We start from the raw sequence: 17,065 nt of genomic DNA, 5'->3' as shown, positions 1-17,065 counted from the left end.
CTGTTATGAAGGCAATTATTGTAAGGCCACCCAATGAAGGAGTTGAGGTCAAGGATATCTCTTTGAAGGAATCTGTAGACAGGAAGGTAGTGGTGAGGACTAAGCTTAACGGACTCTGCGGAACGGATAGGGGTCTGGTCACGGGTAGGCTCACCTTTGCCAGACCTCCTGAAGGATACGACTTTCTAGTTCTTGGCCACGAGACCCTGGGAGAAGTGGTAAAGGGCTTCGGGGAGTTCAGTCCCGGAGACCTGGTGGTACCTGTGGTAAGGAGGGGATGCGGGTCGTGTCTAAACTGTATGCTGGGGAGACAGGACTTTTGCGAGACCGGGAGATTCACGGAAATAGGGATCAGGGGAGCTCACGGAACCATGAGGGAACAGTTCCTTGAGGACCCAAGATATCTTGTGAAGATCCCTAAGGAACTGGGAGAAGAGGGAGTTCTGCTGGAACCTCTCTCCAATGTGGTTAAGGCACTTACAGAGATGGAATATCTTCAGAGAAGGATGTGGTGGAGATGCGACGATTCCACCTACTCGTGTAGAACGGCTGTGGTTCTGGGAAGCGGTCCCATTGGTCTCCTGTTCTCCATGGGTCTCCGAAGCATGGGGTTTCAGGTAATAGTGGCGAACAGAAGGCCTCCTTCCAACGTGGAAAGCGAGATCACCAGGGGGATAGGTGCGACCTTCGTTAACACCTCGGAACATGGGGATCTTGAGCCCGACCTTCTCGTGGATACGTCTGGTCATCCCTCGGCCATCGTACCGCTCCTTTCCAGAGTAAGGAAAAACGGGGCGGTTATCCTTTTCGGGACAACGGGACTGGAAAAATATCAGCTTACAGCGGATGATGTAACAGCCCTGGTGGAGAATAACGTGCTCATCTTTGGAAGCGTAAATGCGTCAAAGGCCGACTTTGAGGGTGGGGTTAACCTGCTCATGGAGTGGAAGTCCAGATATCCAGGTATCCTTGAAAGGATGATTACCAAGAGGGTTAGCGTTGAGGAGGCTCCACAGGTCCTGAGGGAGAAGGTCCCAGGGGAGATAAAGACCGTCATAGATTGGACTTTGTGAGAATGAATGGAAAGAACGGAGTTACTTTACGTGGTGTCCGGGCTCCTTTTCCTCACAGTCTTTGGTGTGTATCTCACGTTAAAGGACTTCACCGTGGGATTGATACTTACCATCATCTCGGTCATATGGGCCCTCTCCATCTACATCTTCATGGTGAAGTTCTGGAAGGAGGAATCCAGCGAGTGACACTGTTCCACGAAGGAGACTATCACGGACATCTCCTCAGCGCTAGCCTCAGGCCTGCTCAGGTTGTGTCCAGCCCTCCTGTTCACGAAGAGGTAAACCCTGTTCCCCAGCTCCCTGGACTTGGCCACATACTTAAGTGCGTGCATGGGGTGGACCCTATCGTCATTTAGCCCCGTGTACACCAGGGTAGGTGGAAGACCCTTCTTCAGGTTGTGGTAGGGGCTATACGACTGAAGGAAATCAGCGTCAGTTTCAGGGTTTCCGTACTCTGGAACCCAGTACATCCCCGCCAGATACCTGTGGAATTTCAACATGTCCAGGACTGGATACCCTATCACCCCACAGTCAACCAGGTGGGTATAGAGATTGAGGGTTGCCCCCACCAGCAGTCCACCGTTACTTCCACCCATGGCTATGGTTCTCCCTCCCATCATCTTCACGACCTGGAGGAACTCTGAGAAGTCCTTGAACACGTTCATCTTGTTCCTGAGCATTCCAGCCTTATGCCATTCCTCCCCATTTTCGAAGCCTCCCCTGAGGTTTGTGACCAGGACGGAGTAACCTGAATCCATTAGCTCGAGAAAGAGAGGATTATAGCTGGGCAACAAGGGAATTGAGAAACCACCGTAACCGTAAACCACGACTCCCCTGTTTCCACCCTTGGTAAGAAGGAACCCATGCAGAAGGACGTCTCCCTGTACGTATACCTCCTTCACCGTGAGCTTCTCCTCTCTTCCACTTTTCAGAACCTCTACCTTCCCATCCTCAATCTTGAAAATGGCATAGGACTTGTTGAATGAGGTCTCCAGTGCATAGATCTCGTTTTCCACAACGTCAAAGGAAAGTATATGATCCCGCGTGTAACTCCAGGTCTCCCTTCCCTCCTCGGAGTACTTCACGAGAGAGGTTCTGTAATTCCTAATCTCAAGGGTCAGAATTCCGTCATCCATCACCTTCATGTCCAGGACTGGCCTATCTAGGGTGAATAACTCCTTTCCATCCCGAACAAGGGAATTTCCTTTGACGTAATATACTCTTCCTCCGTTCATGTCGTAAGAGGTGATATCACCCTCATCCATTTTCTCGAAGTTTCGATAGATCACCTTCTTGCTCCAACCTATTCCCCTCACCAGGAGAATGTTATCCCCCTCTGCCTTAACTGATATCCATTCACCCCTCCCAGGGTAGAAGGGGAGCATCTCCTCCTCGCAGAATATCCTCTCCACGGCAGGAGGTACACCGTCTGGGGAGCTCTCTGTTCTGTACTCTTTAACGTAACATAACCTACCATTCAGATAGAAGAATTGATTAACTAGTCCCTGGACTCTCCTCACCACCTGGCCATGATCGTCCACCAGGAGGGAATATCCCTGGTCAGACCCAGCAATTCCCACTCCTATTCTCACTAGGTTTGAGTTCCACACCTTCTCCAGGGAGTTGAAAACGTCCTGTTCCCTCTCGCTCCTAACCACGTTTCCGTTGATCTCAGCGTGAACTCCCTCTCTAGATCTGACTAGGATGGCCAGTCCCTTTCCTGTGCCCACCAGCGCGATGGGCCTCTCCTCAACAAGCCTCGTAAGGATGGACTGGTAGTGGAGCTTCGCCCTCTCCTGAAGGAAGGAGGACCTCCTGCTCTCCTCCTCAATGAACTCCTTCGTCCTGGGATCATCTAGGTTTTCAAGGTATTCAAAGGGATCCATGAGCTAGTTAGCAACCTAGGATAATTTGGTTAACCTCCTTTCTCTCCCTTCACAATTACCGTGATCATGTCGCCCAGTTCCGACAAATCTCCACCGCTCTCAAGGTCCCCATTTCTAAACCTTAACTCCACTTTTCTGGAACCGTCCGAGACGAGTACAACCACCTGTGAATTCACGCTCCAGAGCATGGCCTGCTCCAGAATTTCATCTAGCTGATCCTTTCCCACCTGTTTAGAGAGGAGGGTCTTCATGCCCAGAAGTAGCTTAACGTTGCTAGGAACTCCCCGTTCTTCCCTTCTTTCCTCGCTGGGGATCGATTCCAGATCCCTCTTAAATATTTCCACGCCCCTTCTATAGAATTCCTCGGTCTGTCTCTTGGCAACCCTCTCAAAGGGTCCCCTGTAAAAGAAGGTTAATCTCACCACGGTCCTGTCCCTGGTGGGGAGGATGAGGAAGCGCAGGTATGAGTTTACCTTCACAAGTCCCTGGGTTTTCTTGATGAGGTAAGTTATCTCGTCCCTGGACTGTTGCATTGTCACCCTGAGCGTGACCGTTATCATCCATGAGACCTGAAGTTCCCAGCCCTCCTCAGTCTCCTTTAGACTCTTGAAGCTTGGGACGTACTTCATGAGGTTGTGCGGATTGGATAGGTACTCCTTAACCACGTTACTGGGTTTGCTCGTTTCAAATTCGTATGTGACTTCCACATTTTATAATTATGATTCTTAGTTAATAAATAAGGGATGATGGAATCATTGTTGAAAATTGGGGGATATTCCAACGGGACTGAAGGTGCGGTTGGATCACTCCCGTGGAATCATGGTGTGCATTTAAGGAAACTTTAACGGGAAGAGAGCGAACCTAACCGTGTTCACATGTACTCCCATACGCCCTTTCCCTTGTAGTTATAGACTACAGTTTTGTAGGCCGTCACATGCTCTATGGTGTACCCTATCCCTTCCCTTCCCAGTCCCGAGTCCTTTCTCCCACCAAAGGGGAAGTACCCTATCCCGTGCCTTGGAAAGTCGTTGATGTAAACGGCCCCCACTTCAAGCAGTCTTATGGCCTTCCTGATCTTGTTGATGTCCTCTCCGAACACCGAGGCATCGAGGCCATATCTCCTTGAGTTGCTCAGGGAGATGGCCTCATCCACGTTGTTGACCTTGACCAGGACTGCAACCGAGAGGAAAACCTCCTTCTGATAGAGGTATAAGCTCTTTACCACCTCCTTTGAGGCCTCTATCAGGGTGGGCTCTACGTAGTTTTCCTTCACCCTTTTACCCCCGAAGATGATTTTCGCTCCCTTCTCTTGCGCATCCTTCACCGAGAACTCCAGTTCATCCACCGTTCCCTTATCAATGATGGGCCCCATGTTAACGTCCTCCCTGGGATCTCCCACCTTGATCTTTGCCAGTTCCTCCAACAATGTTTGCCTCAGCTTCTCGTACACTCCGGGCTCAGAGAAGATGAACTTTATGGAGTCACATCTCTGTCCGCTGTATGAGGTAATTGAAGTAACAAGTTTCTGCCCGGTAGAGATGGGATCAGCGTCATCCAGGACTATGGCTGAGTCCCCTCCTCCTAGTTCCATTACGTACTGCTTCACTCCACCTGCCCTGATTACCCTCTCCCCTGTCTCAGTGCTTCCGGTGAAGGAGATTACCCCAATTCTCTTATCTGACACGACCCTGTCCATATCCTTTCCGGGAATGGTTAAAACTCCTAGGGCATGTTTGGGAAATCCGGCCAGTTCCGCAATTCTGGCGAAAAGGATGGCAGGGACAGGAGTTTTGCTTGCCGGTTTGATGAGGATAGCGTTGCCTGCCACCGTGGAGTAGACGAATTTGTTCACCACATCAAACAGAGGATAGTTGAAGGGAGTGATGGCAAGAACCACACCCAGGGGTTCCCTCCTCACTATGGCCTCAGTCTCCAGGCTCTCACTGCTCCAGTCCCCTGGCACGTACTCTCCGTAAAGTTTCCTCACGTCTAGGTCTGCCCTGATCAGTCTTTCAATGGACGCGTTCACCTCACCGTTTGCCGCTGCCCTGGTTTTACCGTTACCTATCACGAGGACTTCAACCAGATCATTTCTGAACCTGTCCAAGAGGGAAGCCATCTCGTGGAATATTCTCAGCCTCTTCTCTCCTGGAAGGTCACGGATTTCCCACTTTCCCTTCTCTGATATCCTGGAAAGGGTGCTGTCCACCATCTCGTAGGGGAGTCTTGGAACTTTGGCAAAGGTTGTGAGATCTATGGGGGACACGACCTCCTCCAGTTCCTTTGTGGATATCCAGTCTCCTGCGAGATATGTCTTAAAGACCTGAGTGTTCGACTCCAGCCCTGTTATCTCCTTGAATTCCGGGGATAATTCCTTAAGGTTCATAAATAGAATGCATGCTTTACTTTTTATCCATTTCCCTAAGGAAGGTCTCTATCTCTGGTAGACCGGGAAGGTTCTCCTGATCGCCTCTTATCATTACGTTGAGCGTTGAACTTACGATGGCGTAATCCAGGGCCTTCTCCAAGGAGAACCCTGAGGTAACCAGGGAGAGGAAAGTTCCTCCTAATGCATCCCCTGCCCCAGTTACGTCCTCCACGGGGACGGAATAGCCCGGGGAGAAGTACCTGCCCCCATCGTGATAAAGGGAAGCTCCCCTGGGTCCCTGTTTCATGATGATAACCTCTGCGTATTCCTTCAGGAGAGTGGAGGCCCTATCCGGATCAGTCTCTCCCACAAGAATCCTGGAGTCGTCCACGTCAGTGATAAGGTACTTCACCGGGTAATCCCTTAGAAGCTTCATGATCGCGCTCCTTGCCTCCTCGGGAGTCCAGAGTTTTAGCCTTATGTTGGTGTCGAATGACCTTCTCTCATTGAGCGAGAATGCCTTGAACACGGCATCTCTGGCAGAGTTTGAGATGGCTAGGGTTATTCCTGTGGAATGAACGAGGTCGGCTCCTCTCACCACATCCTCCTTCACGTCCTCTGGCGAGAGCTTACTTCCTGCGCTCCCCTTCCTGTAATAGATGGACTCACTGTGAAGTGGTACAGGGTAATTCCTCTGAATGAAAAATAAACCCGTGGGATTTTCGTCAAGCTTGACGTGCTCAACGTTGACCCCCTTCCCTCTCAGCCATTCAATGGCGTTGTAACCGAACTCGTCGCGTCCAACCCTTCCAATATAGGTGCAACCGTTTCCAAGCCTGATGAAGGCCACGCAGTAGTTGGCCTCGCTCCCCGCAACGTGCTTTTCGAAGTAGTTCACGTGCCTGAGAGGTCCTGACGTCACTGCGTTGAGCTCTATGAGAATCTCGCCCAAAGTTACCATGGTCTTCAAGCTGTAACACCGAGGCCCTTGAGGAAGTTCTCCACTTCTTTCCTGAGCTCCTTTTCCTCTCCCTCATCAAGTGGAAATATGGGAGGTCTAGGTTTACCAACCGAGTATCCCTGAGTGATCTCCGTTAGGACGTAAAGGGCTCCCAGCTGACCATATTTCCTGGCGATTTCCACCATGGAGCTTATTAACCTCTGATGAATCAGGGCCTTCCTCAAGTCTCCCTGTGAAATGGCCCTCTTCATCTCAACGAAGAGGGTGGGAAGGCAGTTGGCCATGGACGCAACCGTTCCGTCAAGCGAAACGAGGGAGTAGAATGCGAGGGTATCAGAGCCGTTATACACCTTCATCTTGGGGAAGGTGGACTTGAACTTCATGGAGTGGGAGAGGTCCTGGTTAGTATCCTTAACCCCTGCCAATTCAAGTCCAGACCTGGAGAGAAGTTCTGCCGAGATGTCATAACCTGTGGCCAGCGGGTAATTGTAAAGGTAGACGGGGTGAGAGGAATGGGAGACAATGGTCTGAAAATACTTGATCAACCACTTCTCCGGAAGCCTTGGAAAATAGTAGGGGGAGTATGAGGCTATTCCCCTCACTCCGTAATCGGATGAGAACTTCACCAGTTCCAGCACGTGGTTCAGGTTGAGCTCTCCCACCTGGAATATGATTCTGTCAGTGATGTCCGAGAGGGTTTTCAGGGCTTCTTTCTTTTCCTCCTTGGAAAGCGCCGGTCCCAGTCCGGTGGTACCATTCAGGAAGATCAGGTCAATCCCCTTCTCGAGTAGGTTATGGGCGTGGGTCTTCAAGGCCTCTCTGTTAATGGTACCATCGGGGTTGAAGGGTGTGAGAATGGGAACTATAACTTCCATGGGAAATAGATGGGGATCTTAAATAAAAACCTGCCCTTCCTGGTGCAGTTTTGCGCGATACTCCTGAATTGGGCTAGTGAAGGATTGGCGGTCACAGGCTTGGGCCAGGTCCCATCGTATAAAGATTTTATTGTAACATGGAATCATCTACATGTGTCTATCTCCAGGACCTTCACCATTCTACGAAAGATGACGCCCAGGCTCTTGAGGTACAGGGATTTCAGGAGGAGGATACTGAAAGGCGAGACCATTCCCAGAGAGGAGCTAGAGGAGGAGGCCAGGAAGTTTGTGGATACCATGATAGAGTTAGGCCCCACCTTCATCAAACTGGGCCAGGTTCTCTCCGTGCGCGCTGATGTCCTCCCCCAGGAGTACATGAGGGAGTTACAGAGGCTTCAGGACGAGGTACCTCCAGCGCCCTTTGAGCAGGTTAGGGAAATGATCTTCAGGGAGGCTGGAGACGTGATCAGGGAAGTTGATCCCACTCCCCTGGCTGCAGCCAGTCTGGGACAGGTTCACAGGGGGATAAGCAAGGACGGGAAGGAGATAGCCATCAAGGTGAACAGGCCTGGAGTTGAGGATATCCTGAAGGCTGACATCTCAGTGATGAGGAGATTCCTTCCCCTGACCAGGCTGATCTTGGACTCCAGCCTGGTGGAGACTCTCAAGCTCATCTTCAGGCAGTTCTCCTCCAGGATATTTGAGGAGCTTAACTACGAGAGGGAGGCCTTCTACACCGAGAAGTTGAGGGAGGAGCTTGAGGGATTCAGGGTCAGGATCCCCACCACCATAAAGGCAACAAAGCACGTCCTGGTCATGGAGTACATCCCCGGTATGAAGATCACTTCACAGGAAGCCCTGAACAGGTTTGATAGAAAGGGTCTAGCCTGGAGGGTGTTCAAGGTGTTCGTTTACCCGGTACTGAAGGGGGAGTATTTTCACGCTGACCCGCACCCCGGAAACATCTCCGTGGATGAGGACGGGAACATAATACTTTACGACTTCGGGATGGCAGGTTACATTGACAGGGAGACCAGGGTGAAGCTGATCCGCATGTACGTGACCATAAGCAGGGGCGACCCCCTGATGCTGGTGAACGTTCTGGATCAGCTGGGCGCAGTTCAGCCCTACGCTGATCGAAAGGTTCTGGCCAAGGGGTTCGACCTGATGATAAGGGAGATGAAGGGTGTTCCGGTGGACCAGTTGGAGCTTGAGGAGTTTAACAGGCTCGCAAGCGAGGCATTCTTCAAGTTCCCCCTCAGGTTACCGGAGAAGATAGCCCTGTATTTCAGGATGTCCTCCGTTCTGGAGGGTACGTGCAGAATGATTGATCCGGAATTCGATTTTCTGCCCAACCTGGTAAGGCTAGTGGAGGAGGAGGGGTTAATGCGGATGGCGCTCGTGGATGAGGTCATGGATTACGTCAATTACTTCTCCGCGGGGATAAAGGAGAGAATGCTGAAGCAACCAACCCTGCCCAAAAGAAGGGAGAGGAAATGGATTGGCATACCGGTGGTGGCTGCCTCCATCCCTGCCTACTTTTTCCTGGGCGATGTGGTATCCATACTGATAGCCCTTCTTGGAATAACGGTTACTCTATCTTTACCTTAGCTGCCCCCTCTATGGGGATCTTGAGCGTGAGAACCCCATTCTCGTACTTTCCCGTTACCTCCGCGTCCTTTGGAACCTTCACGGGTAGCTTGATCTCCCTCATGATCCTCGAGGGTCTCTGCGCCACGTGTTTTATCCCTGCCTGCTCCACGTCCCTCTTTCCCTCCACCCTCAGGATTCCGTCGGAGGATAGCCTTATGTTAATGCTGGACTTGTCGAAACCGGGCATATCCACGATCACGACGAGAGTATTCCCCTGCTCATACACGTCCACTGGGGGAAGTACCTTCTCATAAAATTCCTTGGTCAGGTCATTCAACTGCTTACCTAGTTCACGTAAAAGGATCTCCATGTGATAAGTAGTGTGAAGGAGGGTAAAAAATCATTGCTTCGTAGAGTAGTAAAAATAAGCCCTACTCTACCTTTTTCTGAATATTCTCAAGAGTCTCAGCAGAAGGAAGAGGAGTCTCCATTTCATGGGTAAAAGTGTGAATTGTCATTATTAACCCTTTTCACCGTCCTACACTGAGAGCACTGACATGGTTACATACATCAACGACAGAAGGGGTATCGCCAGCAGGCCTCCTCTCTCCCCCAGAAATGAGAGCGAGATGGACGTGAGGAGGATCGAGGTTCCTCCCGCCAGGACGGCAGAGAGTTGATAGGCCAGCCCGGTCATCATCACCCTCTCCTCAGCCCTGTAAAGTTCGGAAAGGTAGGCCCCCTGTGGGGCATAGCTCAGGGTATCCCCAACGCCGAAGAGAAGGAAGGAGGCGAAAACCAGGACCGGGCTCCTCACCAGGACCGAGACGCTTAACAGCCCTGAGGAGATCAGCATCAGCAACATTCCAGTCCTTATCACCTTCCTTCTTCCCATGAGGTCAGAAGCTATTCCCATGGGTATCATCAGGAAAATCTCCTCGACCGACACCAGAAGCACGGGGAGGGTACCCAGGTCCAATCCGGCCTTCACCAGGAACGGAATGGAGAAGGAAGTGAAAAGGTAGAAGTTGGAGCTCTCCCCGGCCTTGATCATGATCCCCTTCATCAAGGACCTGATACCGCTTAGCTGGGCTCCCGTCAATCTTCCCCTGGGCTCCGGCAAGCGCAGTATCGCGGGAATCAGGAACGCCGAGACAAGGGAGGGAACAAGCAGGGATAGCGGGGAGAGTATCACGGTGAGCGAGAGGAGCAGGCCCAGGGGAACGGATAACTGCACCACGCTGGTCCATCCGCCCCTCATGCTCTCCACGCTCTCCGCCACAAGTACGGACGCGTTACCCCACTCACCGCCCAGGGCGAGACCAATGAGTATTGGCGAAATTATGAGGAGGGGCGATCTCAAGGAAATCAGGAGGTCCCCCACGAAGAGGAACAGGAACACAAGAGAGAGCGAGAACCTCTTACCCAGTTTATCCCCCAGCCTTCCGAGGAGGTAAGCCCCCACAGGCCTACCAACGAACGCAGAGAAGTAGAAGAGTGCTGAAAGAATAAGGGAATGGAAGGGGGATTGGGACGCGGAGAGTATCCCCACGGAGAAGAAGGAGTACCAGGAAACTACAGTTCCCACTAGCGCCACTAGGGGGATCCTGAGGTCCATGAATTCACCGTGAGAAACCCCTGCAGATGAAGGGCTCGCGTCCCCTGTAGTCCGTGTCCACGACGAACACCGAACCCCCAAGATCCTCCCCTGCCCTGGATGAGGAGGTTATGAAAAGCTGATTGAGTTGGGGCCCTCCAAAGGTGAGGGACGTCACAATCTTTACAGGCGTCCTGATCTCCAGGACTGGCCTCCTGGAGAACGCCTCCCAAACCGTGATGAGTCCCCCTCCGTAGTGGGCGACCCAGATGAGTCCCGAGGAGTCCACAACCATCCCGTCAGGGACCCCCGGGTAATCTGAGGTTTCCACTGCGGCCCCGAGACTTTCCAGTTCATCTCCCCTCACCCTGAAGGCGTAAACCCTCTTCCTCGGACTGTCCACAAGGTAATATACGTTCCTGAACCAGTCCATCCCATTGGAGATTATGAGGTGATCAACAAGGGGAGTGAACTCACCGTTGAACCTGTAGAGTGTTCCCACGTCCCTTTCCTCCTTTAGGTCCATGGTTCCAACCCAGAACTCCCCTTCAGGTCCGCACTTCCCGTCGTTGAATCTGACGCCTTCCCCCTTGATGCTGGAGATGGGGGTGAAAGTGTGGGAGTACCTGTACAGGGTTAGTCCCGCCGAGGCTATGAGCGTATCGGGATCTTCCGTGAGGCCCAGCGCCGAGATCATGCTTGGAGCATCGATGGTCCTGTCCTTACCCTCCCTGGTTACGTGTAATTTTCCTCCTTCAATGTCCACCCAGTAGAGTGTTCCATTCCTGGGATCCCACAGAGGTCCCTCTCCCAGTCTGGCGTTTGCCCTGACGTAAATGGATGGTTCCATTTAACTTTCAATGCATAATGATATTAAAAAACCTGGTGCAAGAGACAAAGTTACATCCCCGTCATTAGTATCTTATTCATGAAGAATGCAGAATCTTGAAGTTGAGGGACTGAAGTCTCATGAGAAGGTTGGGTTACTCTTCTATTGATTCCCAACATAGTACGCATGGAACCACTGTGGGCTGTTAAACTCATCGTGCGGTCACGTGGGATGGCCACCTAGGGGGAACCTAGTGAGACCTGCGGAGACCAATGCATCCTTCCACACGGGGCGTTGAGGATGGGTTTCCATTTGACGGGAACCTTACAGTGGGGTGAAGTTGGTACTAGGAAATCCATCCACAGAGTGTAACAGTTCACCAGAATGGCCAATTCACAACACCATCAAGGTTATCCCATCATCTTACCCGATCCAGCTGAAGGACCCACGGTCCTCATGATTTTTAAGGTTCAGGAAGTTCAGTGGAAACCCACAACGCCACAGGATGAATTTATCCAAACTCATCGACACGATTTCATTATTTTCAGTTAGAAATCCAGTTTCATGCCCTCACGCTCCCATCACAGCAGGACTGTCAAACACTATTTGACAGTTATATGTAGGACTGTCAAATGGCATTTTACAGATTTTTAAACAACATCTCCCGCTCTCCATCACGGAAGTGGAGTTGCTCAGGAGAATCCTGGACCGGTCCATAGGGAAAAACTGGAGAGAGGTTAATAGAACGGGATTACGGGTCCTCCATTTCAAAGAGTAACGCCAAATCCTAATATTCCCAGGTCCCCTCACCATCCTCAACCCAGTGATTCGCTTCCCCTCAAGGGCTAGTCATACGAACCTGTCAGCACTCCACTTTAACCATAATGTTACGCTTCATCTTTCTGGGGATATCCATGTATCATTCACATACAACCAGTGATTTTACATAATTACATAAAAACTAGATTGATAACTTTCCGATTACTATCACATTTATATTACCAATATCCTTATATCGTGAAAAGCTGAATATATTCAGGTTAAAGTGATGTACAAGTATAATGAGGACTTCTGGGACATCTACCAAGATCTTGGTAGAGGACCCATTCTGGACGCCATAGCCAGGGGAACCGAAATATTTGCCAGTAAACTGAAGGATTTGTCCCTCTGCGTAGACCTTAGAAAACGCGCCATTAAAGCATGTGTAGAAAGGGGACTCAACCAAAGGTGCGCTGAAATAGTGGGAGCTAGAAATAGATGTGCTCACATGGGATTTGATAACATAGATGAGCTCAATAATAACGAGGTCCTCAGTATGGAACTTTCCGAGATACAAACGGAAATATTCCCATGGGACACGCTCAGCGTCGTGGTTAGATTTGTGACCAAGGAGAGATCGGGTAACGAGAAATCATCTGGGGACCTTAAGCACGTATCGCTAAATCTGGAAGGTATTTCGTTTACTGATGCTAACACTTTTACGGCCCAGGAAGTGATCTATACATGGAAAATGATTGAAGGTAAAATTGAAAATCTAGAGGTCATCAAACTGGTAAAAACTCTAGATGTACGAGAGCCGGTAGTACAGGAGATACTTGACAGGATATTAGGAAAGATAGGGTTAACGGAAAGGAGCGTAATAGAAGCTTTCCTGGGCATGTATAGTACTATCAGTGAAAGCAAAAAGTATTATCTGCCCAATTTCAGGTGAAGAGATTGTCGCTCATCCCGGACCATGATTACTGGGTACGCTCGGGTATTTTTGATACTTTTATTAATACTCACGGTAAGAAATGGTTTAAGGATATTAAAGAACTGGATACAAAGTTCTATTTATATAGGTACATTCCTAATGGTAATGAATACGGATTTATTAGAAATAGTGTGTGGAGTATTTGAATGAATCACGTCAGGATAGGGCTTGGATGAGCCGTGCTGTCTCGATAGATAAGGCCTGGTTTTCAGAAAATCCACACACTATATTAGAAAAAGAAAATTTGTATTTTCCATAGATAGATATGGAACATATTGGACCACACTATACACAGATGACCCTACTGTAGCTCAGTGTAAACTCGCCTTGCCATATGAACCTAAATATCGTGTGGGAGGAGTTCCAATTTCTACACTAGTATACGGCATTAAATATCAGGGGATCGTCAACCCTAACTTTGCAAGCATTAAGTTGAACAATGGTAAGACTCTTTTACAACATTGCCAAGATAACGGCCTAGGTTTGGAAGGAGCTTGGGAAGTGATAGTTTCTGTTCCTGTAGCAATAGTCACTGGCCCTGTGGAAATTGATCATCGACTGCGTCCCAGGCTAGCTCTCTGAACTTACTGCCGATCCCTTTAATCGTTGAGTAACTTTACCAAGTATGCCCTTTTCACGGTTTATGCTATCATGTGGCAGTCTCTGAGGGCTCCATGCGTGGCTCCTTTCCCGCCCTCATACCCTTGACACCAACGTTTAACCTTAGAGAACCTATATCTCACGGATCTCCTCCTCCATGAGCCTAACCTTTGGAGACTCGGGCAGACCCAGTCCTCCTCTAGGCTAGCACCTCCCAACGGCTTCATGATCGTCTTCTAAGTAAATTGTGAAACATAATGCATGTTAACTTTAGGACTTGGTATATCCTGTTAAATCCTGAGTATGGTACTACATCATCTTCTTAAAAGGTATTAATCCCAGAGCTATAGATATATAAAATGATCATATCGCGTAGATTGCGTCATCATTCACAATGGAAGCCTTGATGAGAACTTATTTCGAGAGTTTAGAGTCACTTCAAGAACATCAAGAATTAAAGAATGAATTAAGAACTGACCAAGCTTGCTTGCGGACACACTACGTCATCAAGGGTGTAAATTTAAGTTTAGTTCACATCAAATCAAGGTTCTCTATATTATAAGTTTTTATATAATCTCTATATAATTATATTAGCATGATGTCATCCACTTCCCCTCCCCAGATGGACCTCTTCTCCAGATTCAACCAGCAGGTTGTGGGGGATATAAAGAGCCTGATGAGGGAATCCAGGGAAAAATGCGTAATTATAGTGGGTCCCCCCAGGGGTGGAAAGGACTTCCTGAAGGATAAATACCTGAAGGATAGCGAATTGGCGGGCGCAAATTTCTTCACTGAGATTCTGGGCCTATCTCCCCTGGACAAAAACAAGGATGAAGTACCAAACATTCTGGAGGCGATGGGGAAGCGGGCTAGAGGATTTCTAGCCAAGGTGGGATGGGGAGTTGAGAGCGAATTACGTAAGGTTGGGTTAAAGGAGAGGGAGATATCTTATCTCACCCGCACATTCAGGAAAGACTTTCTGGTTCTAGAGCCCGTACTGGAACATCTAAGGACCATGAAGAAAAAGGGGTATATTTACGTCTATAGAATACCCTTGGAGGACCCCCTGGTGATGGAACTCGAGGACGAAGTGGCCAAGAGGAACTTGAAGAGGATAAGAAATGATAAGGCCCTGAGGAAGAAACTTAGCTGGCTGGGGGCCAGTTTCGTGCCCCCTGGGATACTTCTTCTTCAACCTCACGAATTTGATGAACAGATGGAGATATTTTCTAGGGTGCATGTCATGCTGGATCTTCCCGAATGGGAGGAGGTGAGGGGAGGGATCGTTAACACACTTATCGCCCTTACCAGAGGGATGCTTGGAAACCGGGAAGTGCTGGGAGAAATTAGTTCCATACTTCTTCCTTCCTTAGGTCTAGTAGCCACTGCAGCGAGCGTCGCAATAGTTTTGCTCCTTCACTTCGCGGAAAGGGATGAGATGAGTTGGGCTTCCATGGTCGAGCTTTCGAAGAACTGGAGTAAGCTGAACGAGGAGCTCAAGAGGTTGATCGCGGCCAAGGTGGCCTATGAGCTCGGAATGGGAGCCGATGAGGCCTACACTTCCCTAAATCAGATTTTGGGTCAATGGGAAAGGCTGGAGGCCGAGCTCAGGAAATTGCAGGATATGGTTACGAAGCTGGAGAACGACCTCAAGAAGCTCAGGGAAGAGATACTTTCCAGGGGCACTGGGAGGATAAGGAACGAGATGGAACTCAGGAGAGAACTTGTGAACTTGAGGGAACCCGAGAGGATTGTGGGCCTGGGCAACAGTAAGGAGGACAGGGAGGTGGATGATCTGGTGAACCGTGTAATCTCTCAGGCATCAGGAAAGTTCGTTCTTCTCGTGGGCGAGCCGGGCTCCGGGAAGACTACACTGCTTTATCTTGTGGGAAGGAAACTCCTCCAGGGACGCGACCTCTACTGGATAAGGGACGTGAGCCAGTTCAGTCCTGTGGACTTCGTGGAGCTTACCGATTCCTACGCGATTGTGGACTTGACTAGGGAGGAGAACGTAAATCTGTTGGATCGCATTCTGAAGTATGAGGGCAGTCCTCCTCCCCTCTCCAGGATAGTGGTCGCAGTGAGGGAGGGTTACCTCAAGGATCTCCTCGAGAGGCTCAGGGAGGACGACAGGTTCGACATAATGAGGGTGAATTACTCCAGGGAGGTCGTGAAGGAGATAGCCAGGAGATCCCTGGAACATGAGATGGAGAGGAGAATGAAAGAGGGCAAACTAAGTGGGTTCTTAGATCAGGAGCTAGACATCATCTCCCAGGCCATAACCGATAGGGCGGAGGGGCTTTCCCTCTACGCCGTGGAGGCGGCGAAACTGGTGACGGAGAAACTGGTTTCCAACCTTGACGTAAATCAAGTGCTCAGGGGACTGCCCAGGGGAATCAGCTCCCTGCTGGCCGAGATACTCAGGCTGGAAACGGGGGTAGAGGCAGGGGAGAATGGGAGTCCTCACCTCCTGCTCACGTATTATGCAGTTTCTCACTACCCCGGTTTCCCTGAAGAGTTCCTGGAGGAGTTCCAGAGGATGACCAGGACGAGGCTCCCCAGGTTTGTGGACGTGAAGGATAAAGTTGCCTCCCTCCACTCTTGGTACAGGGAGGTCACCGATGAGATCGCCAGCGAGAATTTCCCTGAAGGTCAGGACATAACGAAGCTCGTGGATGAGGTAAGGCGATTGAACGGGATGAGGGACCTCCTGAGGCAAATGGACATCAAGGTTCCCAAAATCCGCGAGGAGATCGAAAAGACCCTTAAATATGACGCTTTCGCCACATTTCAGGACGTGGTGGACTTCCTAGTGTTCCAGGTCATGATCAGTGTGGTGAGGAGAAAATTAAGGAGGACGAACTCAGGTTACGGATTTGATCTCCTCTCCGAGAAGTTGAAATATGAGGAGCTGAGGCGCGAATCCTTGGACCTATACTACAGGGTGGTAGGTTTCCTAGTGAATTCATACCTTCAGGACAGTTCAAGACTGGAGAAGAGGCCCTTCTACTGGCTCACCGCGCTTTACATGAGCGGGCTACTCACGGGAGAGGTCGCAGAAGCGGTCTCAGGTTGGCTTTCAGACATTAACAAGAAAATAGACTACCAAGACCTATTAGGAAACTTAACCGCGACTTCATCTTTACTGGTGGCCTACACTCGCAGAGTGGTCAACGTGCTCGAGGTGCTGGGCATCCTCAACCCAGAACGTGATACCGAGGACATGTCACATTTCATGAAGGGGTTTTCCCACTACCTGAAAGGCGAATTCGATCAGGCGATTTCCCAATACGACATGGCCATCTCCCTCAACCCCAACGACCCAGCTTACCACAACAGTAAGGCCAATGTGCTCCTCATGAAGGGCGACCTAGACGGTGCACTCCGCGAATACGACATGGCCATCTCCCTCAACCCCAACGACCCAGCTTACCACTATAACAAGGCCATTGCGCTCCTCAAGAAGGGCGACCTAGACGGTGCACTCCGCGAATACGACATGGCCATCTCCCTCAACCCCAACGACCCAG

Annotated in this window: 13 protein-coding genes; 5 read left to right on the top strand and 8 right to left on the bottom strand. The window is 50.2% G+C overall.

Annotated elements, in window-relative coordinates:
* The first annotated feature begins 5 nt into the window (after positions 1 to 5).
* On the top strand, positions 6 to 1,073 hold the full coding sequence (locus L3N51_RS09900; protein WP_238027028.1) for a glucose 1-dehydrogenase: 1,068 nt from the start codon (positions 6 to 8) through the stop codon (positions 1,071 to 1,073).
* A 6-nt stretch (positions 1,074 to 1,079) separates the two neighbouring features.
* Complete coding sequence (locus L3N51_RS09895) at positions 1,080 to 1,259, top strand: hypothetical protein (protein ID WP_238027013.1); 180 nt, start codon at positions 1,080 to 1,082, stop codon at positions 1,257 to 1,259.
* On the opposite strand, the gene L3N51_RS09890 is transcribed toward L3N51_RS09895, so the two are convergent.
* The 5 genes from L3N51_RS09890 to L3N51_RS09870 form a co-directional block, all read right to left on the bottom strand.
* Positions 1,214 to 2,959: a prolyl oligopeptidase family serine peptidase gene (locus tag L3N51_RS09890; protein WP_238027011.1), complete on the bottom strand. Its 1,746-nt coding sequence runs from the start codon at positions 2,957 to 2,959 to the stop codon at positions 1,214 to 1,216. The genes L3N51_RS09895 and L3N51_RS09890 overlap by 46 nt on opposite strands.
* A 29-nt stretch (positions 2,960 to 2,988) precedes the next feature.
* On the bottom strand, positions 2,989 to 3,666 hold the full coding sequence (locus L3N51_RS09885) for an STK_08120 family protein (protein WP_238027008.1): 678 nt from the start codon (positions 3,664 to 3,666) through the stop codon (positions 2,989 to 2,991).
* A gap of 164 nt (positions 3,667 to 3,830) precedes the next feature.
* A complete protein-coding gene (gene gapN, locus L3N51_RS09880; RefSeq protein WP_238027004.1) occupies positions 3,831 to 5,345 on the bottom strand; it encodes an NADP-dependent glyceraldehyde-3-phosphate dehydrogenase in 1,515 nt (504 codons plus the stop codon).
* Between the two features lie 16 nt (positions 5,346 to 5,361).
* Positions 5,362 to 6,288, bottom strand: a complete 927-nt coding sequence (gene kdgK / locus L3N51_RS09875) for a bifunctional 2-dehydro-3-deoxygluconokinase/2-dehydro-3-deoxygalactonokinase (RefSeq protein ID WP_238027088.1) — start codon at positions 6,286 to 6,288, stop codon at positions 5,362 to 5,364.
* Between the two features lie 5 nt (positions 6,289 to 6,293).
* Entirely contained in the window at positions 6,294 to 7,163 is an 870-nt protein-coding gene (locus L3N51_RS09870) for a bifunctional 2-dehydro-3-deoxy-phosphogluconate/2-dehydro-3-deoxy-6-phosphogalactonate aldolase (protein ID WP_238027002.1), read from the bottom strand.
* A 153-nt stretch (positions 7,164 to 7,316) separates the two neighbouring features.
* Between L3N51_RS09870 and L3N51_RS09865 the strand changes: the two genes are divergently transcribed.
* Entirely contained in the window at positions 7,317 to 8,774 is a 1,458-nt protein-coding gene (locus L3N51_RS09865) for an ABC1 kinase family protein (RefSeq protein WP_238026999.1), read from the top strand.
* Here the strand turns inward: L3N51_RS09865 and hsp14 are convergent.
* The 3 genes from hsp14 to L3N51_RS09850 all read right to left on the bottom strand — a co-directional run bounded on the left by hsp14 (position 8,755) and on the right by L3N51_RS09850 (position 11,203).
* Positions 8,755 to 9,126, bottom strand: coding sequence for an archaeal heat shock protein Hsp14 (hsp14, locus tag L3N51_RS09860; RefSeq protein ID WP_238026995.1), 372 nt, complete (start codon positions 9,124 to 9,126; stop codon positions 8,755 to 8,757). The genes L3N51_RS09865 and hsp14 overlap by 20 nt on opposite strands.
* Before the next feature lie 168 nt (positions 9,127 to 9,294).
* On the bottom strand, positions 9,295 to 10,374 hold the full coding sequence (locus tag L3N51_RS09855) for an MFS transporter (protein ID WP_238026992.1): 1,080 nt from the start codon (positions 10,372 to 10,374) through the stop codon (positions 9,295 to 9,297).
* Between the two features lie 4 nt (positions 10,375 to 10,378).
* The gene (locus tag L3N51_RS09850; protein WP_238026990.1) at positions 10,379 to 11,203 is read right to left on the bottom strand and encodes an SMP-30/gluconolactonase/LRE family protein; all 825 of its coding nucleotides are present in this window, start codon (positions 11,201 to 11,203) and stop codon (positions 10,379 to 10,381) included.
* A gap of 1,027 nt (positions 11,204 to 12,230) precedes the next feature.
* Between L3N51_RS09850 and L3N51_RS09845 the strand changes: the two genes are divergently transcribed.
* Together L3N51_RS09845 and L3N51_RS09840 are read left to right on the top strand one after the other, a co-directional pair.
* Complete coding sequence (locus tag L3N51_RS09845; RefSeq protein WP_238026988.1) at positions 12,231 to 12,893, top strand: hypothetical protein; 663 nt, start codon at positions 12,231 to 12,233, stop codon at positions 12,891 to 12,893.
* A gap of 1,237 nt (positions 12,894 to 14,130) precedes the next feature.
* A partial coding sequence (locus L3N51_RS09840) for a tetratricopeptide repeat protein (RefSeq protein WP_238026986.1) occupies positions 14,131 to 17,065 on the top strand: 2,935 nt, incomplete at its 3' end.

Origin of the sequence: Metallosphaera javensis (ex Hofmann et al. 2022) (assembly GCF_022064045.1) — an archaeon.
GTDB classification, from domain to species: Archaea; Thermoproteota; Thermoprotei_A; order Sulfolobales; family Sulfolobaceae; genus Metallosphaera; species Metallosphaera javensis.
This window is presented reverse-complemented; position numbering and strand designations above follow the sequence as displayed.

Excerpts from the sequence above, each read along its gene's own strand:
- hsp14 (WP_238026995.1), bottom strand. The coding sequence starts at position 9,126 with ATGGAGATCCTTTTACGTGAACTAGGTAAGCAGTTGAATGACCTGACC.
- L3N51_RS09890 (WP_238027011.1), bottom strand. The coding sequence starts at position 2,959 with ATGGATCCCTTTGAATACCTTGAAAACCTAGATGATCCCAGGACGAAG.
- L3N51_RS09845 (WP_238026988.1), top strand. The coding sequence starts at position 12,231 with ATGTACAAGTATAATGAGGACTTCTGGGACATCTACCAAGATCTTGGT.
- L3N51_RS09895 (WP_238027013.1), top strand. The coding sequence starts at position 1,080 with ATGGAAAGAACGGAGTTACTTTACGTGGTGTCCGGGCTCCTTTTCCTC.
- L3N51_RS09850 (WP_238026990.1), bottom strand. The coding sequence starts at position 11,203 with ATGGAACCATCCATTTACGTCAGGGCAAACGCCAGACTGGGAGAGGGA.
- L3N51_RS09900 (WP_238027028.1), top strand. The coding sequence starts at position 6 with ATGAAGGCAATTATTGTAAGGCCACCCAATGAAGGAGTTGAGGTCAAG.
- L3N51_RS09855 (WP_238026992.1), bottom strand. The coding sequence starts at position 10,374 with ATGGACCTCAGGATCCCCCTAGTGGCGCTAGTGGGAACTGTAGTTTCC.
- L3N51_RS09870 (WP_238027002.1), bottom strand. The coding sequence starts at position 7,163 with ATGGAAGTTATAGTTCCCATTCTCACACCCTTCAACCCCGATGGTACC.
- gapN (WP_238027004.1), bottom strand. The coding sequence starts at position 5,345 with ATGAACCTTAAGGAATTATCCCCGGAATTCAAGGAGATAACAGGGCTG.
- kdgK (WP_238027088.1), bottom strand. The coding sequence starts at position 6,288 with ATGGTAACTTTGGGCGAGATTCTCATAGAGCTCAACGCAGTGACGTCA.